The following is a 17,295-nucleotide window of genomic DNA, read 5'->3' on the forward strand; positions in this document are numbered from 1 at the left end:
CTCAATCATCGAGTGTCCTGGCGGCGCGTACCCACCATGTGGGATTCGCGAGCGCGATGGCGTCGGCAGTCTGCCTTGCCTCATCGGCGGTTGAAAATATGCCGAAGCACGTGGCGCCTGAGCCAGACATACGGGCAAGGCGAGCGCCCCCGTCGCGCAGCGCCACAAGGCAGGGCGCAATGCCCGGCGCAATTTCGAGTGCCGGTGCCTGAAGATCATTGCGCTGCTCTCCCAGCCAGTCGAGGAAAGAGCCCAGCGCGAGATCATCGGGAAGAGGGGACAGAGGCGGGTTCACCTTTGAGGAGAGGGCGCGATAGACGGCAGGCGTCGAGATCTCGATGCCGGGATTGACCATGACGATATGCAAGACCGGCAGATTCTTGATTGCGACCAATTCTTCGCCGATGCCGGATGCGATTGCCGGCACTTGCGCAAGACACATCGGCACGTCGGCTCCAAGCGACCGCGCAATTGTCTCTACATGGGCGGTTTCGACTTCTGGATGCAGCGTCTGATAAGCGCGCAGTGCGGCCGCTGCATTGCCGGATCCTCCGCCTATTCCGGATGCAACCGGCAGGTTCTTTTCCAGGGAAAGACGCAATGTGCGCAGACCTGGATAAAGCGTCAACAGTTTCTCGCGCGCCCTGACGACGAGGTTCCCCGCATCAAGCGGCAGGCTCTCGCCAAACGGCCCTTCTATCCGAAAATCATGATCGGGGGCGGTGGCGACGTGCAGGAGGTCGCCAATATCGGTGAAGGCGACGAGCGAATGCAACAGGTGGTACCCGTCCTCACGCTGGCCCGTAATGTGCAACGCCAGATTGATCTTGGCGGCAGAAGCGATGGTGAAAGAAGGCGCGTGCAAAGTCATTAGTCCTGGGGAACGCGATATTCGCCGGTCTTCGGGTCGTAGACCAGCGTGCCGTGTGAGCCGGTCTGCTGTTCGCGTTCGGCGCGGCGCAGCCGTTCATTGACCTTCTCGGCCTGCGAGATCATCTTCTTGTAGCCCCAGAAAGCCACGGCTCCCACAGCGGCGAATACGAAAAGATGCGGCATCACAAGGCGTCTCCAAAACATGAGAACTGGCGGAATAGAGCAAATATCATAACCGCCGGGTCAAGACCATATCAGGCGCGAAAGCTCAAAGCCCGTAGCGGTTCCAAAGTGCGCGTTCCTCCGCTGCCGAAATCAGCCCGTCGGCTACCGCGGTGCCGAAGCCCGTCGAAACGCCAAGTCTGCGTCCGAACAGACCGCGCTTTTCAGTGATAAGCTTCAGCTCGGTTCTGGAGCCATAGCGCGCTTTCAGGAAGCCGCGCATCGTGCCGAAATCGTCGACGAGGCCAAGCGTTCTGGTCTTCTCGCCCGTCCAGAACAGGCCGGTGAAAAGATCGGGATCCTGGGCAAGCTTTGCCCCGCGCCGCTCCTTGACCATATTGATGAAGGTCTGGTGAATGTCGGCTTGAAGCGCCTTCAGATGCTCGACATCCTCGGCCTTTTCCGGGCTGAAGGGATCGAGAATCGACTTGTTCTCGCCCGACGTATGCACGCGGCGCTCGATCCCGAGTTTGGACAGCGCATTCTGGAAACCGAAGGAGGCGGATATTACGCCAATCGAGCCGACGATAGAGGATGGATCCGCGATTATCTCGTCGCCAGCCAGTGCCAGCATGTACCCTCCGGACGCAGCGACGTCCTCGACAAAGACGTAAACGGCCTTGTTCTTCTCAAGGGCAAGATCGCGGATGCGCTGGTAGATCAAGCGCGACTGTACGGGCGAACCTCCAGGCGAATTAATGGCAAGGGCAATAGCCGGCGCACCCTTGTAAGCGAACGCCCTTTCCAGAAGCGGCGCAACGCTTGCCATGGAAAGCGACGGACGAAGCCGATTGCCACCGCTCATGATGGCTCCCTCGAGTCGCACCACCGGAATGGTAACCTCTTCACCGCGCATCGATCTTGGCAAAAAGCGCTTCACAAGCTTCTTCAAGAGTGTCTCCTCATATCTCGATCACGAGGACTATGTAGGCAATGCGGCGGGAATCGGAAGAGTCCGTATATGCAGATAATCAATCACCAAAGAGTGAGATGTATCCGTTAGCGAGCTGGTCGGCTCTCTCCTCGACCGGCAGACCGGACAGAACGGAGCGCTCGCTGCCATCGCGCAGGATCAGAGGCGGCTCGAGCGACAACCGCGCCTTCGAGCCACTTTTTGCGCGGATGAGAATGCGAATGGCGGTTTCAGCGCGCGAAGGGTGCACCGGCACGATGCGCACTGCGCCGAAACGGCTTTCCATAGCGGCAAGAATCGTACCCAGGGAGGAAGGTCGGGCGATCAGGCCAATCTCGCCGGACGGCCGCAACACCGCCCGCGCCGAACGCAGCCAGGTCTCAAAGAGGCCAGCTTCCATGACATGCGCGCCCTTGCGGAGCGGATCAGGTGTTGCCCGGTCGGAGTTTTCGTTGAAGGGAGGGTTCATGATGACGAAATCGGCGCTGTGATCCGTCAATCCCGCTGCAACGCGCATCTTGCCGCGCAAACCGAGATCGGTTTCGAGGACTGCGGCACGCTCTCGCAGATGCGCATTCTCAGGTAGCTGTAACGAACGTCGCGCAAATTCGGCCATTTCGGCATCGCGTTCGACCAGCGTCGCGCTTGCGCTCGCGCATCGCTGCAGCACGGCAAGGCCAGCCGCACCGGCGCCAGCGCCGAAATCCATCAAGTGCCCGGCAAAGGCCGATGGCACGAGCGCCGCAAGCATCATGGCATCCATGCCGGCACGATGGCCCCGGCCTTTCGGCTGGATCAGATAAAAGCCGCCGCGATGAAATGCGTCGAGGGTTTCGGTCGTCATTGCGTGTTGCGGTCGCTCAGCTCGTTACCGATCCCCGCATCCGCCAAAAGGCGTTGGGCTTGCGCTAGCGCGTCATCGGCGACGAGAATACGCCGCGGTAACACGCCGATCGAGCCGTCCAGAACACTCATGTTCTGATCGACAGTGAGATGTTGAATGTCGGAGTCGCGCAATAGGGATTCTACAAAGGAAATCACGACTGCGTCATTGGTGCGTATCAGTTCCTGCATCGTGATAGTCTCCTTGAAGCGACAAACCGCTCGATTGAATGATCCGTATCAATGTTTTGGGCAGCTTGGAAGTTTCCTTGGGGCGGCAATTGGTCTATTGCCCTTCTGAAATGGCTGAATAGTATCGCCTTCAAGTTGGAATGAGCTGCCGAAAGGCAAGGCAAGGAGCATGTCGTGGGTGTTGTCGTCAATCTGGACGAGGGAAAGAAGGGATCGGCGTCGATCCGCAACCTTATCGAGCTGACAGCCGCCGACATGGGCGCCGTCAATGAACTTATCCTGTCAAAGGCGGGATCCGATGTCGCAATGATTCCGGAAGTTGCCAATCATCTGATTTCGTCCGGCGGCAAGCGCCTGCGCCCGATGCTGACGCTCGCTGCTGCGCAGATGTTCGGCTATCAGGGCGATCACCATGTCAAGCTCGCCACCAGCGTCGAGTTCATGCACACGGCGACGCTTCTGCATGATGATGTCGTCGATGAAAGCGATTTGCGTCGCGGCAAGAGCACGGCGCGCATGATCTGGGGTAATCAGGCGAGCGTTCTGGTAGGTGATTTCCTGCTCGGTCAGGCCTTCCGTATGATGGTGGATGTTGGTTCGCTGGAGGCATTGGATATTCTCTCCACCGCCGCTTCGGTCATTGCCGAGGGCGAGGTCTTGCAGCTTGCTGTGGCCAAGAATCTGGAGACGACGGAAGACGAACATTTCAACGTCATAAAGGCCAAAACGGCCGCCCTCTTCGCCGCCGCTGCCGAGGTCGGGCCAGTCATTGCAAATCGTTCAAAGACGGAAAAGGCTGCACTGCGCTCCTATGGCATGAACCTTGGTCTGGCTTTCCAGCTCGTCGATGACGCGCTGGATTACGGCGGCTCGGCCAAAGACCTGGGCAAGAACGTCGGCGACGACTTTCGTGAAGGCAAGGTGACGCTGCCGGTGATCCTCGCCTATCGTCGCGGCTCACCCGAGGAGCGTGTTTTCTGGAAAGATGCCATCGAGGAAGGCAATGCCGACGACGCGAAGCTTGAACACGCCATCGCCCTGATGGCCAAGCACAATGCAATTGGCGACACGATTGCACGCGCACGTCATTTTGGCGATATTGCTTGCGATGCATTGGCACCGCTTGATGCGACGCCGCAAAAGGACGCGCTGCTGGAAGTGATCGATTTCTGTATCAGCCGCGTCGTCTGATCAAAGATCGTCACGGCTACGTGTTGCGTGGTTGATCGCTGATCCCAAAAAGGCCATGCTTTCTATCAAGTATGAAACGCTGTATTTGACTGCGACATAAGATCAGACGATTCACTGCGGAAAGGAATGCAATGCCGCGGAAACGAGATTTGCGTATTGCGGGATTGGCCGTTTTGCTCCTGGCGGGAAGCGCCTTGGCATCGGCGCAGGATGCGCAGCCGCCGGTAGAGGTAAATTCCTTTTCAGGTGCATTTCTGGCCGGACGCTCTGCAGAGATCGATAATGATCTCAATCTTGCCGCGCGCTACTATGAGCGTGCGCTCGATTTCGCACCGGGCAACAAGGATATAGAGCAGAGCCTGCTCCTGTCGCTGATCTCCAATGGCAAGATCGCGGAGGCGCTTCCCTATGCCGAAAAGCTGAAGGAAGTGCCGGAAGTAGAACGTTTTTCGCGGCTGGTTCTGGCCGTTCAGGATTTCAAGGCAGGCGATTATCAGAAGGCCGAGTATTGGCTCAAGCTGACGCTGGAATCCGACCTGGATCAGATGATTACCGGGCTGATGACCGCTTGGGCGCGCTATGGCAAGGATGGCGCGCAGGCCGGTCTCGACCAGTTGCAGGAGCTGCGAGGGCCGGAATGGTCGCAGCTATTCGTGACCTATCATCGTGCGCTTATGGCCGATCTCGCGGGCCGCAAGGATGTTGCTGATGAGGCTTTTCGCCAGACGGTGGATAATCTTCCAGGTGGTGGTGCAGCACCGCAGACGTGGCTGCGAGCAGCAGAAGCCTATGCCGGTTTCCTGACGCGCGAGGGCAAGAAGGACGAGGCCAACAAGATCCTCGATCGTATCGCCGAACTTTATACGGGCCGTCCGTCCACCGACACTATTCGTGATCAGATCACCCGTGGGGATGTCCCGGATCGCACGGTCAAAGACCCTCTGGCAGGCGCAGCCGAAACCCTGGTCAATGTTGGTAGCGCTCTCAATCGCGGCGGCGGCGAAGCTTTCGTCCGCATCTATCTCCAGCTTGCGCTGCATCTCCAGCCGGATAATGACGCTGCCTTGTTCGAAATGGCACTCGCTTCGGAACAAATGCGCAAGCATGCCGATGCCGTTGCCTTCTACGAACGCATCAATGAGAACTCACCGCTCAAGCGCATCGCGCGTTTGCAGGAGGCGCTCAATCTCGCCGACATGGAGGAGAAAGAGCGTGCCATCAGCGAGTTGCAGAAGGTGATTCAGGCCTCGCCGAAAGATTTGCAGGCTTATCTCGCCATCGGCAGTATCTATGCGTCGGACAAGAATTTTGCCGAGGCCGCAAAGATCTACGAAAAGGCAGTTTCTGCCATCGGCGAACCGAAAGCCGAAGACTGGAACCTCTTTTTCCAGCGCGGCATCGCCTACGAACGCCTGAAACAGTGGGACAAGGCCGAGCCAAACTTCCACCAGGCGCTGAAGCTCTCGCCGGATCATCCTCAGGTTCTGAATTATCTTGGCTATTCCTGGATCGACAAGAACATGAACCTGAAAGAAGGCATGGAGCTGATCCGCAAAGCGGTCGATCTGCGCCCGAGTGATGGCTATATCGTCGATTCGCTTGGCTGGGCATATTACAAGCTTGGCCAATATGACGATGCCGTGCGCGAACTGGAACGGGCGGTCTCCCTCATGCCGGAGGACCCGACCCTGAACGATCATCTGGGCGACGCCTACTGGAAGGTGGGGCGCAGGCTCGAAGCACGGTTCCAGTGGTCGCATGCCCGCGATCTGGAGCCGGAACCCGAGCTGCTCGAACAGGTCGAGAAGAAGTTGAAGGAAGGCATGCCCGCCGAGGAGAGTAAACCGGAAGAGCCGCAACGAGTCGAGGCGGAGCCTGCGCCGGAGCCAGTCGAGACCGCTCAGGCCTCAACGCCAGAGACACCTGCGCCAGTGGCACAGCCTGTCTCTGCAACGACGGCACCGGTGGTGGATGCGTCCGATTATGAGGTGCAGCCGGGGCAGTCACTTTGGTCCATTGCCGATGAGCGCCTGGGCGACGGAAATCGCTATCGCGATATATTGCAGCTCAATCCCGTTCTGAAAGGCGATCCGAACCGTATCGTGCCTGGCCAGCGTCTCGTGATGCCCCCCGCAAACTGATTCTTTTTTGCATCCTGACAAGGCTCGGTACATCCGGGCCTTTTTCTTTTGGGATCGATGCGCTAGAGGGATGCAAACCTCCGGCACGCAATGCTTTGCTCACTCCAAGACGGCTTGCGACGTCGAACAACCGATCTCGCAAAGGATACGGCATTGGCTGAATTCTCGTCCGACCCGAAGCGCTCGTTTCAGGGCCTGATCCTGACCCTGCACAACTACTGGGCCGAAAAGGGCTGCGTCATCCTGCAGCCCTATGACATGGAAGTGGGTGCGGGGACTTTCCATCCGGCAACCACCTTGCGTGCCCTCGGGCCGAAGCCGTGGAACGCAGCTTATGTGCAGCCCTCGCGCCGCCCGAAGGATGGCCGTTACGGCGAGAACCCCAACCGCTTGCAGCATTATTATCAGTATCAGGTCATCCTGAAACCGAACCCGTCCAATCTACAGGAGCTTTATCTCGGTTCCCTGAAGGCGATAGGCATCGATCCGCTTCTGCACGATATCCGTTTCGTTGAGGATGACTGGGAAAGTCCGACGCTTGGAGCTTGGGGGCTGGGCTGGGAATGCTGGTGCGACGGTATGGAAGTCTCGCAGTTTACATATTTTCAGCAGGTCTGCGGTATTGAATGCTCACCCGTTGCAGGAGAACTGACATACGGGTTGGAACGGCTCGCCATGTATGTGCAGGGCGTCGAGAATGTCTACGACCTGAATTTCAACGGCGGCGAGGGCGATGCCAAGGTCACTTACGGAGAAGTTTTTCTGCAGGCCGAGCAGGAGTATTCGCGTCACAATTTCGAATACGCGAATACGGACATGCTGCTTTCCCATTTCAACGATGCGGAAAAGGAGTGCCGCACCCTGCTGACGGCCGGTGAACCGAAGGAAGAGGGTGGCGTGCACCAGCTCGTCTTTCCGGCCTATGACCAGTGCATCAAGGCTTCGCATCTCTTCAACCTTCTCGACGCTCGCGGAGTCATATCGCCTACCGAACGCGCCCGATATATTGGCCGCGTACGCGACCTTGCCCGGGCTTGCGGCGAGGCCTTCATGAAGACCGATGCGGGTGGAATGAATTACAAGCTGGCGGAGGCGAACTGATGCCCGATCTTCTTCTTGAACTCCGCTCCGAGGAAATTCCCGCGCGCATGCAACGCAAGGCAGCCGGTGATCTGAAAAAAGCCGTCACTGACGGTCTGGTTGAAGCGGGCCTGACTTATGAGGCCGCGCGCGAATACTGGACACCGCGCCGGCTTGTGCTGGATGTGCGCGGCGTATCGGCGCGCTCCCGCGACGTGGTGGAAGATCGCAAGGGTCCCAGTACCAAGGCACCGGAAGGGGCGATCGCCGGCTTCCTGCGCTCGGCGGGCCTTTCAGACGTTTCCGAAGCGCATGTGCATACCGACCCGAAGAAGGGTGAATTCTATGTCGCTCATATCCGTACGCCGGGGCGTGATGCGGAGGAAATCATTGCTGAACTCATGCCTTCGGTAATTCGCAACTTCTCGTGGCCGAAGTCGATGCGTTGGGGCAAAAATTCGGCGAGACCCGGTGCGATGCGCTGGGTGCGCCCACTGCAATCAATCGTCTGCACCTTCGGCCCCGAAACTTCCGAGCCTGTCGTCGTGCCGTTCGAGGTCGAGGGAATTTCGTCGGGCAATGTCACTTATGGCCACCGCTTCCATGCGCCGGATGCAATCGTCGTCAGACGCTTCGACGATTATGCCGCGAAGCTCGAGGCTGCCAAGGTGGTGATCGACGCCGAGCGCCGCAAGGAGATTATTCGCACGGACGCCGCAAATCTGGCCTTTGCACGCGGCCTCGAAGTTGTTGAGGATGAAGGCCTTCTCGAGGAAGTATCCGATCTCGTGGAATGGCCGGTCGTGCTGATGGGGGAATTCGAGGAGAGCTTTCTTCAAATTCCGGCCGAAGTCATTCGCCTTACCATCCGCGCCAATCAGAAATGTTTCGTCACGCGAAAGAGCGGAGAGACCGAAGGGCTCTCCAATCATTTCATCATTACCTCGAATATCGAGGCGAAGGATGGCGGCGCCGAAATCGCGCACGGCAATGGCCGCGTGGTGCGCGCCCGTCTGTCCGACGCGCTCTACTTCTGGGAGACGGATCAGCACGATCTGCCTGATCTGATGAGCTTCGCGGCGAGCTTCGAAAAATTTGGCCTGGACGCTAAGAAGCCGCTCGACCAGCGCATGGCCCGCCTTGACCATCTCGGCGTGACCTTTCATGCGAAACTGGGCACCCAAGGCGAGCGTGTGCAACGCATTATCACGCTGGCGCGTGAACTGGCACCGATCGTCGGTGCCGATGTCGAACTGGCCGTGCGCGCTGCAATACTCGCCAAAGCCGATTTGCAAACGGAGAATGTCGGCGAATTCCCGGAACTGCAGGGCGTTATGGGCCGCAAATACGCCCTTCTTCAGGGTGAAGACGTGCGCGTTGCTGCTGCCATTGAAGAGCATTACAAGCCGCAAGGCCCGACCGATTCAGTGCCGCACGATCCGGTATCGGTTGCTGTTGCACTTGCCGACAAGCTAGACACTCTGTTCGGCTTCTGGGCAATCGACGAAAAGCCGACGGGTTCGAAAGATCCCTATGCCCTGCGTCGCGCGGCGCTGGGTATCATTCGTTTGATCCTTGAGAGCGACGTTCGCATTGAACTTTCGACACTCGCGTCAAACGCTTTCGCATCTGTTGCAGATAAAGCCGTAGGCGCCGCCAACGAAGTGGTGGCCGACCTTCTTTCCTTCTTCCACGACCGTCTCAAGGTTTACCTGAAGGATCAGGGCGCGCGGCATGACGCCATCGACGCCGTTCTTTCGGCTGAAGGCGGGCAGAACGACAACCTTCTCTTCATCGCTCGGCGTCTTGAAGCACTGATTGTCTTCATCAACGAGGAGGACGGAAGGAACCTGCTCGCGGGCACCAAGCGCGCCGCCAATATTCTCGCTGCGGAAGAAAAGAAGGGAACGGCCATTGCCACCTCTGTCGAGCCGTCTTTGTTGGCGGAACAGGAAGAGCGTGCGCTATATGACGCTGTGGTAAAGGCCGAAGCAGAAGTCGAGACGACGCTGGCCGCGGAAGATTTTTCCGGAGCCATGCTGGCACTGGCACAGCTTCGAGCGCCAGTTGATGCCTTTTTCGACAAGGTGCTGGTGAACGCCGAGGACGAGAGGGTGCGTGCTAACCGCCTGGCGCTTCTAAAGCGCATTGCGGCTGCAACCGGCAAGGTCGCGGATTTCTCCAGGATCGCTGGATAAATGGCCAACAAAAAACCCTCCGTGCAGCGATACGCGGAGGGTTTTTTGCATTTCAGGGCAGGGAATTGCCTGATTATTCGACCGTAGGTACGGAATCGGGTGATTCTGTGTCAACGGTTGGCGACGTGGCGATAGCCTCGTCATCCAGGTCGGCCGGGGTCGTTGCATGAGCTTCAAACTCCTGGGCGCCGGGGCTTTCCGTAGCAGCTTCCGGACTGGCTATGCGGCTTTCCAGAGCCTCGGCCGGAGTTTGCTTCTCAAGCGGAATTTCGCGAATCTCGCGACCCGAAATCGGGTCTTCCGTGCGAACTATTGCCGGTGCTTCTTCAATGGTGATCTCGGGCGTTGTGCTGGCCGTTTCCTGAGCGTCAATCTCGGGTGTTTGTATTTCGCTTGTAGTGGGCCGCATTTCTTTCAGCGCCTGTTTGGAGGCGATGCGCTCTTCTTCTGCACGCCGGGCCTCAAGTTCGGCCTCCCGCGACGTGCCGCGATAGATGAAAGATGAGCTTGGTTGCTTTGCGCCCTGATAAACGAGCGAATCCGCCGAAGCGTTTTGCGTGGCAAGCAGGCCAAGCGCTAGGAGCGCGATTAAAGACGTCAGTTTCATTGCAACAAGCCATATGCAGGTCCGGTTACAACAGGAATACAACCAAGAGTTAAAAGAGGCTTTAACCCGTCGACTTCAATGCCGCCCTTGCTTCCTCCAAATGATGCCTATAGGCAGATTTGGACACATTATTGAACAAAACGGACATGATGGCACAAATCGTTGCAGCAGATGCAGGATTGGAAAAGGCAGCGGATTGCCTTGAGTCCGGTCAACTTGTCGCCATGCCGACGGAAACCGTCTACGGGCTTGCGGGTGATGCCACCAATGGCGTTGCGGTGGCGAAGATTTTCGAGACCAAGGGCCGCCCGCAGTTCAATCCGCTTATCGCACATGTTTCGTCGATCGAGATGGCAAAGCAATATGCGCACTTCGATCCGCTATCCCTGAAACTGGCGGATGCGTTTTGGCCCGGTCCGCTTACGCTGGTGCTTGATCTGGCGGGCGGCTCGGCCATTCATCCTCTGGTGACCGCCGGTCTCGAGACGGTGGCCATCCGCATGCCGTCCGGTTTCGGGCGGGCGCTGGTGGAAAAGCTTGGTCGTCCGATCGCTGCTCCAAGCGCTAATTCTTCAGGCAAGATCTCCCCAACGACAGCCCGGGCCGTCAATGAAGATCTCGGTGCAAGATTGCCGCTGATCATCGATGCCGGTGCCACGCCGGTGGGTGTGGAATCCACCATCGTCAAGGTTGAGAACGGTGTTCCTGTGCTGCTGCGGCCCGGCGGGCTCGCCGCGGAAGAAATCGAACGCGTGGCGGGCATCCCGCTTATGCGCCGTGGTGGCTCGGCCGTCGAGGCACCAGGTATGATGAAATCCCATTATGCACCGAATGCTGCGTTGCGCTTGAACGCTGCCGAGGTGGGGGAGGACGAGGCGCTGCTGGCGTTCGGGACAGAAATCGTTGTGGGAAGCGACCGCGCGCTTGCAGTCCGGAATCTATCCGAAAGTGGCGATCTGGCCCAAGCAGCCGCCAATCTCTTCAGCTATATGCGCGAACTTGACGCAAGTGGCGCTTCTATGATCGCCGTTACACCTGTGCCGATGCACGGGCTCGGTGAAGCGATTAATGACAGGTTGGCGCGTGCTGCTGCGCCACGCAATGAATAGATAAAAACGAGGGGGGAATACATGGATGGGAATCTCAAGGAGCGTTTCCGCGCCATCGTCGGGGACGCTTATCTGATTGATGCCCCTGCCGATATGGTCTCTTATGCCACCGAACCGAGAGGGCTTTTCGGCGGTTCTCCGTCGCTGGTCCTGCGCCCCGGGACGGTAGAGGAAGTCAGCCGCATTCTCGCCCTTGCCAACGAAACGAGGACACCGATCGTGCCGCAGGGCGGCAATACTGGCTTGGTCGGCGGACAGATGGCGAGCAGCGACGGCAGTCAGGTTGTTCTGTCGCTCGCCCGGCTCAATCGTATCCGCGAGATTGACGGAGCAGGCAGAACGATGACCGTGGATGCCGGCGTTCTGCTCCAGAATATTCAGCAGTCGGCGGATGATGCAGGGCTTCTTTTCCCGCTCTCTCTGGCTTCCGAAGGATCATGTCAGATCGGTGGGAATCTTTCCGTCAATGCTGGGGGCACGGCGGTACTGGCTTATGGCAATGCGCGCGAACTATGCCTGGGTCTCGAAGTGGTGCTGCCGGATGGCACGGTACTGGATGATCTGCGCAAGCTGAAGAAAGACAATACCGGCTATGATCTGAAAAACCTCTTCATCGGGGCGGAAGGTACGCTCGGCATCATCACAGGCGCAGTGCTCAAGCTTGTTCCGAAGCCAAAAGGTAAAGGTGCGGCCTGGGTGGGGGTGAATAGCCCTCAGGCGGCGCTTGCTCTCTTCAATCTGGCTGAGCAACGTGCAGGCTCGGCGCTCACAGGTTTCGAGCTCATGGCTGACGTGGCTTTCTCCTTCGCGATCCGCCACCTTGAAGGCGCACGCGCGCCGCTGGAAGGTGAGCATGCATGGCATGTGCTGATGCAAATCTCGTCGGGTCGTTCGCAGGATGATGCCGATCAGCTGATGCAGGAAATTCTTGAGGAGGCATTTGAAAGCGGCGTTGTCGAAGATGCAGCGATTGCGGCGAGCCTAGCGCAGGCGAAGGAGTTCTGGCGTTTGCGCGAGGAGCTCTCGGATGTGCAAAAGCGCGAAGGCGGGTCGATCAAGCATGATATTTCCGTGCCCGTTTCAAAAATCCCGGCTTTCATTGAGCAAGGCGCTGCCGCCGTTCAAAGCGTCTGCCCCGATGCGCGATTGGCTGCTTTCGGGCACATGGGGGATGGCAACTTACACTTTAACGTTTCGCAGCCGGTCGGATCAGATACGAAGGGGTTTCTTGCGCTCTATCGCCAGATGAATGACGCTGTCCACAGGGTGGTTCGCAGCTTCAACGGTTCGATTTCCGCCGAGCATGGTATTGGTCAAATGAAGCGCGAGGAGCTGGCCGCGACCGCGCCGGCTCCCGCAATTGCCCTGATGCGCGCCATCAAGGACGCCGTGGATCCCAATGGAATCATGAATCCTGGCAAGGTAATTTGATCGAGTTCAAGGTTAGCAAAAACTTGCTGAATCTCTCTCCAGCAAACCTTTGCTAACCAATGGAAAAGTCAGTCTTTTTTAACCGAGCTTTTTAAGCCGTCTGGAATACAGCCTCCTCTAAATTCCCTCACATGCCGAGATCGGAAAACCGATCCGAAAGTCTTCAAAACGAAGGCAAAACAGGGATGTCGAGGCAGAAGATGAATCATCATCTCAAAGTCCTCGAAACATTGAACGGACGTGTGGCGCAAACCACCGTCCCGTGCAGGGAAGGCGACAGAGATGACGATGGGTTTGAAACCGGTTTGGGCTGAAGGCAATCTGCGACTGGATCCGTGGGAACTGCCTCAGGCCACAAGCTATTCGCTGCGGGGCGAAGCCGGGGACGTGACCTTTACGGTTGATCATCGTGGGGCGCGTATTCGTCGCCTGCTCGATCGCAGCCGCCTGCCGGTTACGATCATGCTGCCGTTCCACGCCTTCCAGGGCGTCGCTGCGCGCGCCATCGAGGATGAGAACGGCTTCGTAACCGTGACGTTGGAACTATTGCATGAAGACGCGTCACTTTGCGTGCCGCTGCTTATTGCAAACGATCTGGGTGATGTTGCTGGCGACTGGCGCGCCTGGTCTGACATGCTGAAACTGCCGATGCTCCTGATCGAGTCAGACGGCATTGCTCGTTCGCTCGAAGAGACCATGCAGATGGAAATAAGCCTGCATCCCGGCTATGAGCGGCGCAAGCGTCGTCACTCGGCGGAAAAGCGCCCCCGTTTCCTGGCACGCCGCAAAACCGGCTCATTGGGGCTTCGCGTTGTGGTGGAAGGGCGAGAGATCATCGCAAGACGATGATCCGACTCCTCAATTTCAACCGAGCAGCGGCTTGATCCAGGCCCACAGGCCGCTGCCGACAATGCCCAGGAAGATCATCCAGCCAACCGTCTTGTTCGATTTGAAAAGGGCGAGGCACTGCGTCGGATTGTCGATGTCGAGGACGGTGATCTGGCGTGCCATGTGGATACCGGCGGCAACCACCCCGGCCAGTGCTGGCATGGGGGCTTGTGCGGCGGCGATCGCATAGGCAAACAGGATCAACGCGCCGCCATAAAGTCCGGAAAGCCAAAGCTTCGTGTGTTTTCCCATAAAGAGCGCAGTCGAGCCGATGCCGACCAGTGCATCGTCTTCCTTGTCCTGGTGCGCATAGATTGTGTCGTAGCCGATCGTCCAGAGGATCGCGCCGATGTAAAGCAGGACAGCAGGCCCGTCGATATCGCCGAAGGCCGCAGCCCAACCCATTAGTGCGCCCCAAGAAAAGGCAAAACCCAGCACCAGTTGGGGCCAGTTCGTGAATCGCTTCATGAAGGGATAAAGCGCGACGACGCCGAGCGAAGCCAAGCCAAGCAGGATCGCGAAACTGTTGAATTGCAACAGCACCACCAGTCCGACCAAGGATTGTGCGACCAGAAAAGCCCAGGCCTGTTTCTTCGTAACGCGGCCGGATGGCAGAGGACGCGAACGGGTACGCTCTACCTGCTCGTCGATCCTGATGTCGACAATGTCATTATAGGTGCAGCCGGCGCCGCGCATGGCGATCGCGCCGATCAGGAAAAGCACGATGTGATACGGACTGGGCAGTAGCGAAAGGAGGGTGTCGCCCTCGCGAGCATAGGCCACCGCCGCGAGCGCCGCAGACCACCAGCAGGGCCAGAGCAGGAGCCACCATCCTATAGGACGGTCCCAACGGGCAAGCTGCGCGAACCCCCAGGCCGGGCGCGGCAAAATCTTGTAGACCCAATGGCCGCTGGGAGCATCTGCAACCCGGCCCTGAACATTGCGTGACTGAATCGTATCCATGGCAATGCAGTGGCAAGGTTCGAGCCTTGCGTCAAGAATTCTGCGCAAATGCCACATGAACTTGAACGCAACACCTCAGATGACTTGACCGCCGCGTCGATCACCCATACCGAAGCGGCAAGAATTTCAATGGGAGTTTGGCTTGATGAACCTGTTGCTGATCGGCTCCGGTGGCCGGGAACACGCGCTGGCCTGGAAGATTGCTGCCTCGCCGCTCGTCTCCAAGCTCTACGTCGCTCCCGGCAATCCGGGCATCGCCGAGGAAGCCGAATGTGTCGCTCTCGATGTCGCCGATCACCAGGCCGTTTTGACTTTCTGCAGAGAGCATGAGGTCGACCTCGTTGTGGTGGGGCCGGAAGCACCGCTGGTTGCAGGTATTGCCGACATTCTGGAAGCCGCTGGGGTCAAGGTATTCGGACCGAGCAAGGCGGCGGCGCAGCTTGAGGGCTCAAAGGGCTTCACCAAGGACCTCTGCGCCCGTTTCCATATCCCGACAGGTGCCTATAAGCGTTTTAGCGATGCAACTGCCGCCCGCGAATATGTGCAGGCGCAAGGTGCGCCGATTGTCGTCAAGGCTGACGGCCTTGCGGCTGGGAAGGGCGTGACCGTTGCGATGACCATTGAAGAAGCAATCGCGGCCGTCGATGATTGTTTCGAGGGTGCCTTTGGTTCCGCTGGTGCCGAAGTCGTAGTCGAAGAGTTTCTGACGGGCGAGGAAGCGAGCTTCTTTTGTCTGTGCGATGGCAAGACAGCGCTGCCTTTCGGGACCGCCCAGGATCATAAGCGCGTAGGCGATGGCGACACGGGGCCGAACACCGGGGGCATGGGTGCCTATTCGCCCGCTCCCGTCATGGATCAGACTGTGCTCGACCGAACCATGCGCGAAATCGTGGAACCCACAATGCGCGGCATGGCCGAGATGGGCCACCCCTTCAAGGGTGTGCTTTTCGTCGGCCTGATGATCGATAATGGTGCGCCGAAGCTTATCGAATTCAATACGCGTTTTGGCGATCCTGAATGCCAGGTACTGATGACGCGTCTGAAGGATGATCTCGTTGTCTTGATACAGGCAGCCGTGGATGGTCAGCTTGCCAATGTGTCGGTGCGCTGGAGCGAGGAACCGGCCCTGACGGTGGTGATGGCGGCGGAGGGCTATCCGGCCAACCCGAGGAAGGGATCTGTCATCTCCGCCATAGACAAGGCTGACGCGCTCGAAGACGTCAAGGTCTTCCATGCGGGCACGGCGCTGAAGGAGGGTTCTCTGATAGCCAACGGCGGTCGCGTGTTAACGGTGACAGCGACGGGCAAGACAGTGAAGCAGGCCCAGACGCGCGCCTATGAAGCTGTAAAAGCAATCGATTGGCCGGAAGGATTCTATCGCTCGGATATCGGTTGGCGAGCGGTTGCGCGCGAAGGCTGAAGGAACAAGAACCCCGCGAGACGATCTTGCGGGGTTCTGTCCAACGGGTCATTTCACGAGATAGATTCTGCTGATCTTGTCGCCAGCTGTCCTGGTCGGACATTCCATGATGATGGTGATGTCATTGAAGTCGTCGTCATTACCGTCTTCCCAGCCGAAGTAACGGAACTCACCGACTGGACATGCGCCGTCTTCTCTGACTGGAAAACGGTTCTTTCCTTCAGGAATGACGCCGCCCTGTGACTTCGGCTTGCATTGTTGTTCCGTTCGGCAGCGAATGGTCTCGGGATTGAAGCGATCGCCGCGGCGATCAAAGGCTCCGTCGGCCTTATGAATAAAATCGTCGCCAGGGCCATATGCAGTGCCGGAAAAGTCGCTGGCAGGCGGCGGCGGGTTTTTCTTGTACTTCCCATCCATCTGTTCGCGCTTGAAGCTCAGATTGCCGTCTTCGCCGCAATCGGGAACCGCGACCGGGTATGCGGTCGGCGGTTCGGCATTGTCGCTCACCGGCGTCAACTGATCCCGACCCTTGTTATAGTCGTAACCGGGGAGACTCGGATCGCTCGTGTCGATATCGTCCGGATAATAGCAATAGAAATAGATGCGATTGTAATGATCTGCTTCAGGGTCGACAAAGGAATATTTGGGAGGCTTGAATTCCGTGTTCGCATACTCAACGCGTGCACGTGAATAGATACCGATGTCGGTCTGCGGCGAAATGCCTGGGACGATGCGCATGAGCGTCCCTTCCACTTTGCCATTAACAAAGACCTCAACGTCGGTTGTTCCGTCCCAATTTGCGCGAAGCTCCAAGGAAGGATCGAGCGTATCGGGGCCGAGTTCGGCGAGAATAGTGTTGCGTGCAAATTCGACTGGTTCCGCAAGGCTTGCGCTTTTTCCTCGCTTGGCGATTGCAATAGCTGCAGCATCTGCCTGGTCCTGAAGCGAAGTCCTTACGTTTTGAATGCGAGATAAATCAACCGCATATCCGGTCATTCCCATTAATGGAATAAGAAGAAAAACGGTTGCAACAAGGAAATTCCCTTTTTCGTCCCTGATAAAATTTTTCATAATAAAATACCTGTTCTGAATTGCGTAAATACATATTGAGTAGATGTTTTTTTATTGTTTATAACACTTTAGTATTTTGAATAAATTTTGGTAGATCTTAAATTCTGCTGCTGC

16 protein-coding genes are annotated in these 17,295 nt (G+C 57.8%); 8 read left to right on the forward strand and 8 right to left on the reverse strand.

Features of this window, described 5'->3' with window-relative positions; all coding sequences use genetic code 11:
* Position 1 precedes the first annotated feature (1 nt).
* The 5 genes from IE151_RS09155 to IE151_RS09175 form a co-directional block, all read right to left on the reverse strand.
* Positions 2-871 (reverse strand): 4-(cytidine 5'-diphospho)-2-C-methyl-D-erythritol kinase, encoded by an 870-nt coding sequence (locus tag IE151_RS09155; RefSeq protein WP_189489687.1) that lies wholly within the window; start codon positions 869-871, stop codon positions 2-4.
* On the reverse strand, positions 871-1,056 hold the full coding sequence (locus IE151_RS09160; RefSeq protein WP_189489688.1) for a hypothetical protein: 186 nt from the start codon (positions 1,054-1,056) through the stop codon (positions 871-873). Before IE151_RS09160 ends, IE151_RS09155 begins: the two co-directional genes overlap by 1 nt.
* Before the next feature lie 85 nt (positions 1,057-1,141).
* Positions 1,142-1,987 carry a S49 family peptidase gene (locus IE151_RS09165; protein ID WP_189489689.1) on the reverse strand — a complete coding sequence of 282 codons (846 nt, stop codon included), beginning with the start codon at positions 1,985-1,987 and terminating at the stop codon, positions 1,142-1,144.
* A 79-nt stretch (positions 1,988-2,066) separates the two neighbouring features.
* Positions 2,067-2,852 carry a tRNA1(Val) (adenine(37)-N6)-methyltransferase gene (locus IE151_RS09170; protein ID WP_189489690.1) on the reverse strand — a complete coding sequence of 262 codons (786 nt, stop codon included), beginning with the start codon at positions 2,850-2,852 and terminating at the stop codon, positions 2,067-2,069.
* On the reverse strand, positions 2,849-3,082 hold the full coding sequence (locus IE151_RS09175; protein WP_189489691.1) for a putative signal transducing protein: 234 nt from the start codon (positions 3,080-3,082) through the stop codon (positions 2,849-2,851). The genes IE151_RS09170 and IE151_RS09175 overlap by 4 nt, the downstream gene beginning before the upstream one ends.
* A 174-nt stretch (positions 3,083-3,256) precedes the next feature.
* Between IE151_RS09175 and IE151_RS09180 the strand changes: the two genes are divergently transcribed.
* From IE151_RS09180 to glyS, 4 genes are all read left to right on the forward strand, one after another.
* Positions 3,257-4,273: a polyprenyl synthetase family protein gene (locus tag IE151_RS09180; protein WP_189489692.1), complete on the forward strand. Its 1,017-nt coding sequence runs from the start codon at positions 3,257-3,259 to the stop codon at positions 4,271-4,273.
* Positions 4,274-4,404: 131 nt separating this feature from the next.
* Positions 4,405-6,414 (forward strand): tetratricopeptide repeat protein, encoded by a 2,010-nt coding sequence (locus IE151_RS09185; protein WP_189489693.1) that lies wholly within the window; start codon positions 4,405-4,407, stop codon positions 6,412-6,414.
* 153 nt (positions 6,415-6,567) lie between these two features.
* Complete coding sequence (locus IE151_RS09190; RefSeq protein ID WP_244636677.1) at positions 6,568-7,515, forward strand: glycine--tRNA ligase subunit alpha; 948 nt, start codon at positions 6,568-6,570, stop codon at positions 7,513-7,515.
* Positions 7,515-9,692: a glycine--tRNA ligase subunit beta gene (gene glyS / locus IE151_RS09195; protein WP_189489695.1), complete on the forward strand. Its 2,178-nt coding sequence runs from the start codon at positions 7,515-7,517 to the stop codon at positions 9,690-9,692. The genes IE151_RS09190 and glyS overlap by 1 nt, the downstream gene beginning before the upstream one ends.
* 73 nt (positions 9,693-9,765) lie before the next feature.
* Here glyS and IE151_RS09200 read toward each other — a convergent pair whose 3' ends face one another.
* Complete coding sequence (locus tag IE151_RS09200; protein ID WP_189489696.1) at positions 9,766-10,299, reverse strand: hypothetical protein; 534 nt, start codon at positions 10,297-10,299, stop codon at positions 9,766-9,768.
* A gap of 149 nt (positions 10,300-10,448) precedes the next feature.
* On the opposite strand from IE151_RS09200, the gene IE151_RS09205 reads away from it, so the two are divergent.
* The 3 genes from IE151_RS09205 to IE151_RS09215 all read left to right on the forward strand — a co-directional run bounded on the left by IE151_RS09205 (position 10,449) and on the right by IE151_RS09215 (position 13,688).
* Positions 10,449-11,408 carry an L-threonylcarbamoyladenylate synthase gene (locus tag IE151_RS09205; protein WP_189489772.1) on the forward strand — a complete coding sequence of 320 codons (960 nt, stop codon included), beginning with the start codon at positions 10,449-10,451 and terminating at the stop codon, positions 11,406-11,408.
* A gap of 21 nt (positions 11,409-11,429) precedes the next feature.
* A complete protein-coding gene (locus IE151_RS09210; RefSeq protein ID WP_189489697.1) occupies positions 11,430-12,839 on the forward strand; it encodes an FAD-binding oxidoreductase in 1,410 nt (469 codons plus the stop codon).
* A gap of 282 nt (positions 12,840-13,121) precedes the next feature.
* Positions 13,122-13,688 carry a DUF6101 family protein gene (locus IE151_RS09215; protein ID WP_189489698.1) on the forward strand — a complete coding sequence of 189 codons (567 nt, stop codon included), beginning with the start codon at positions 13,122-13,124 and terminating at the stop codon, positions 13,686-13,688.
* Between the two features lie 15 nt (positions 13,689-13,703).
* On the opposite strand, the gene ubiA is transcribed toward IE151_RS09215, so the two are convergent.
* Positions 13,704-14,690 (reverse strand): 4-hydroxybenzoate octaprenyltransferase, encoded by a 987-nt coding sequence (gene ubiA / locus IE151_RS09220; RefSeq protein ID WP_189489699.1) that lies wholly within the window; start codon positions 14,688-14,690, stop codon positions 13,704-13,706.
* A 145-nt stretch (positions 14,691-14,835) separates the two neighbouring features.
* Here ubiA and purD point away from each other — a divergent pair, with 145 nt between their 5' ends.
* Positions 14,836-16,110, forward strand: coding sequence for a phosphoribosylamine--glycine ligase (gene purD, locus IE151_RS09225; RefSeq protein WP_189489773.1), 1,275 nt, complete (start codon positions 14,836-14,838; stop codon positions 16,108-16,110).
* Between the two features lie 48 nt (positions 16,111-16,158).
* On the opposite strand, the gene IE151_RS09230 is transcribed toward purD, so the two are convergent.
* Positions 16,159-17,181: a TadE/TadG family type IV pilus assembly protein gene (locus IE151_RS09230; RefSeq protein ID WP_189489700.1), complete on the reverse strand. Its 1,023-nt coding sequence runs from the start codon at positions 17,179-17,181 to the stop codon at positions 16,159-16,161.
* Positions 17,182-17,295 lie beyond the last annotated feature (114 nt).

Source organism: Limoniibacter endophyticus, from assembly GCF_014652835.1.
GTDB classification, from domain to species: Bacteria; Pseudomonadota; Alphaproteobacteria; order Rhizobiales; family Rhizobiaceae; genus Limoniibacter; species Limoniibacter endophyticus.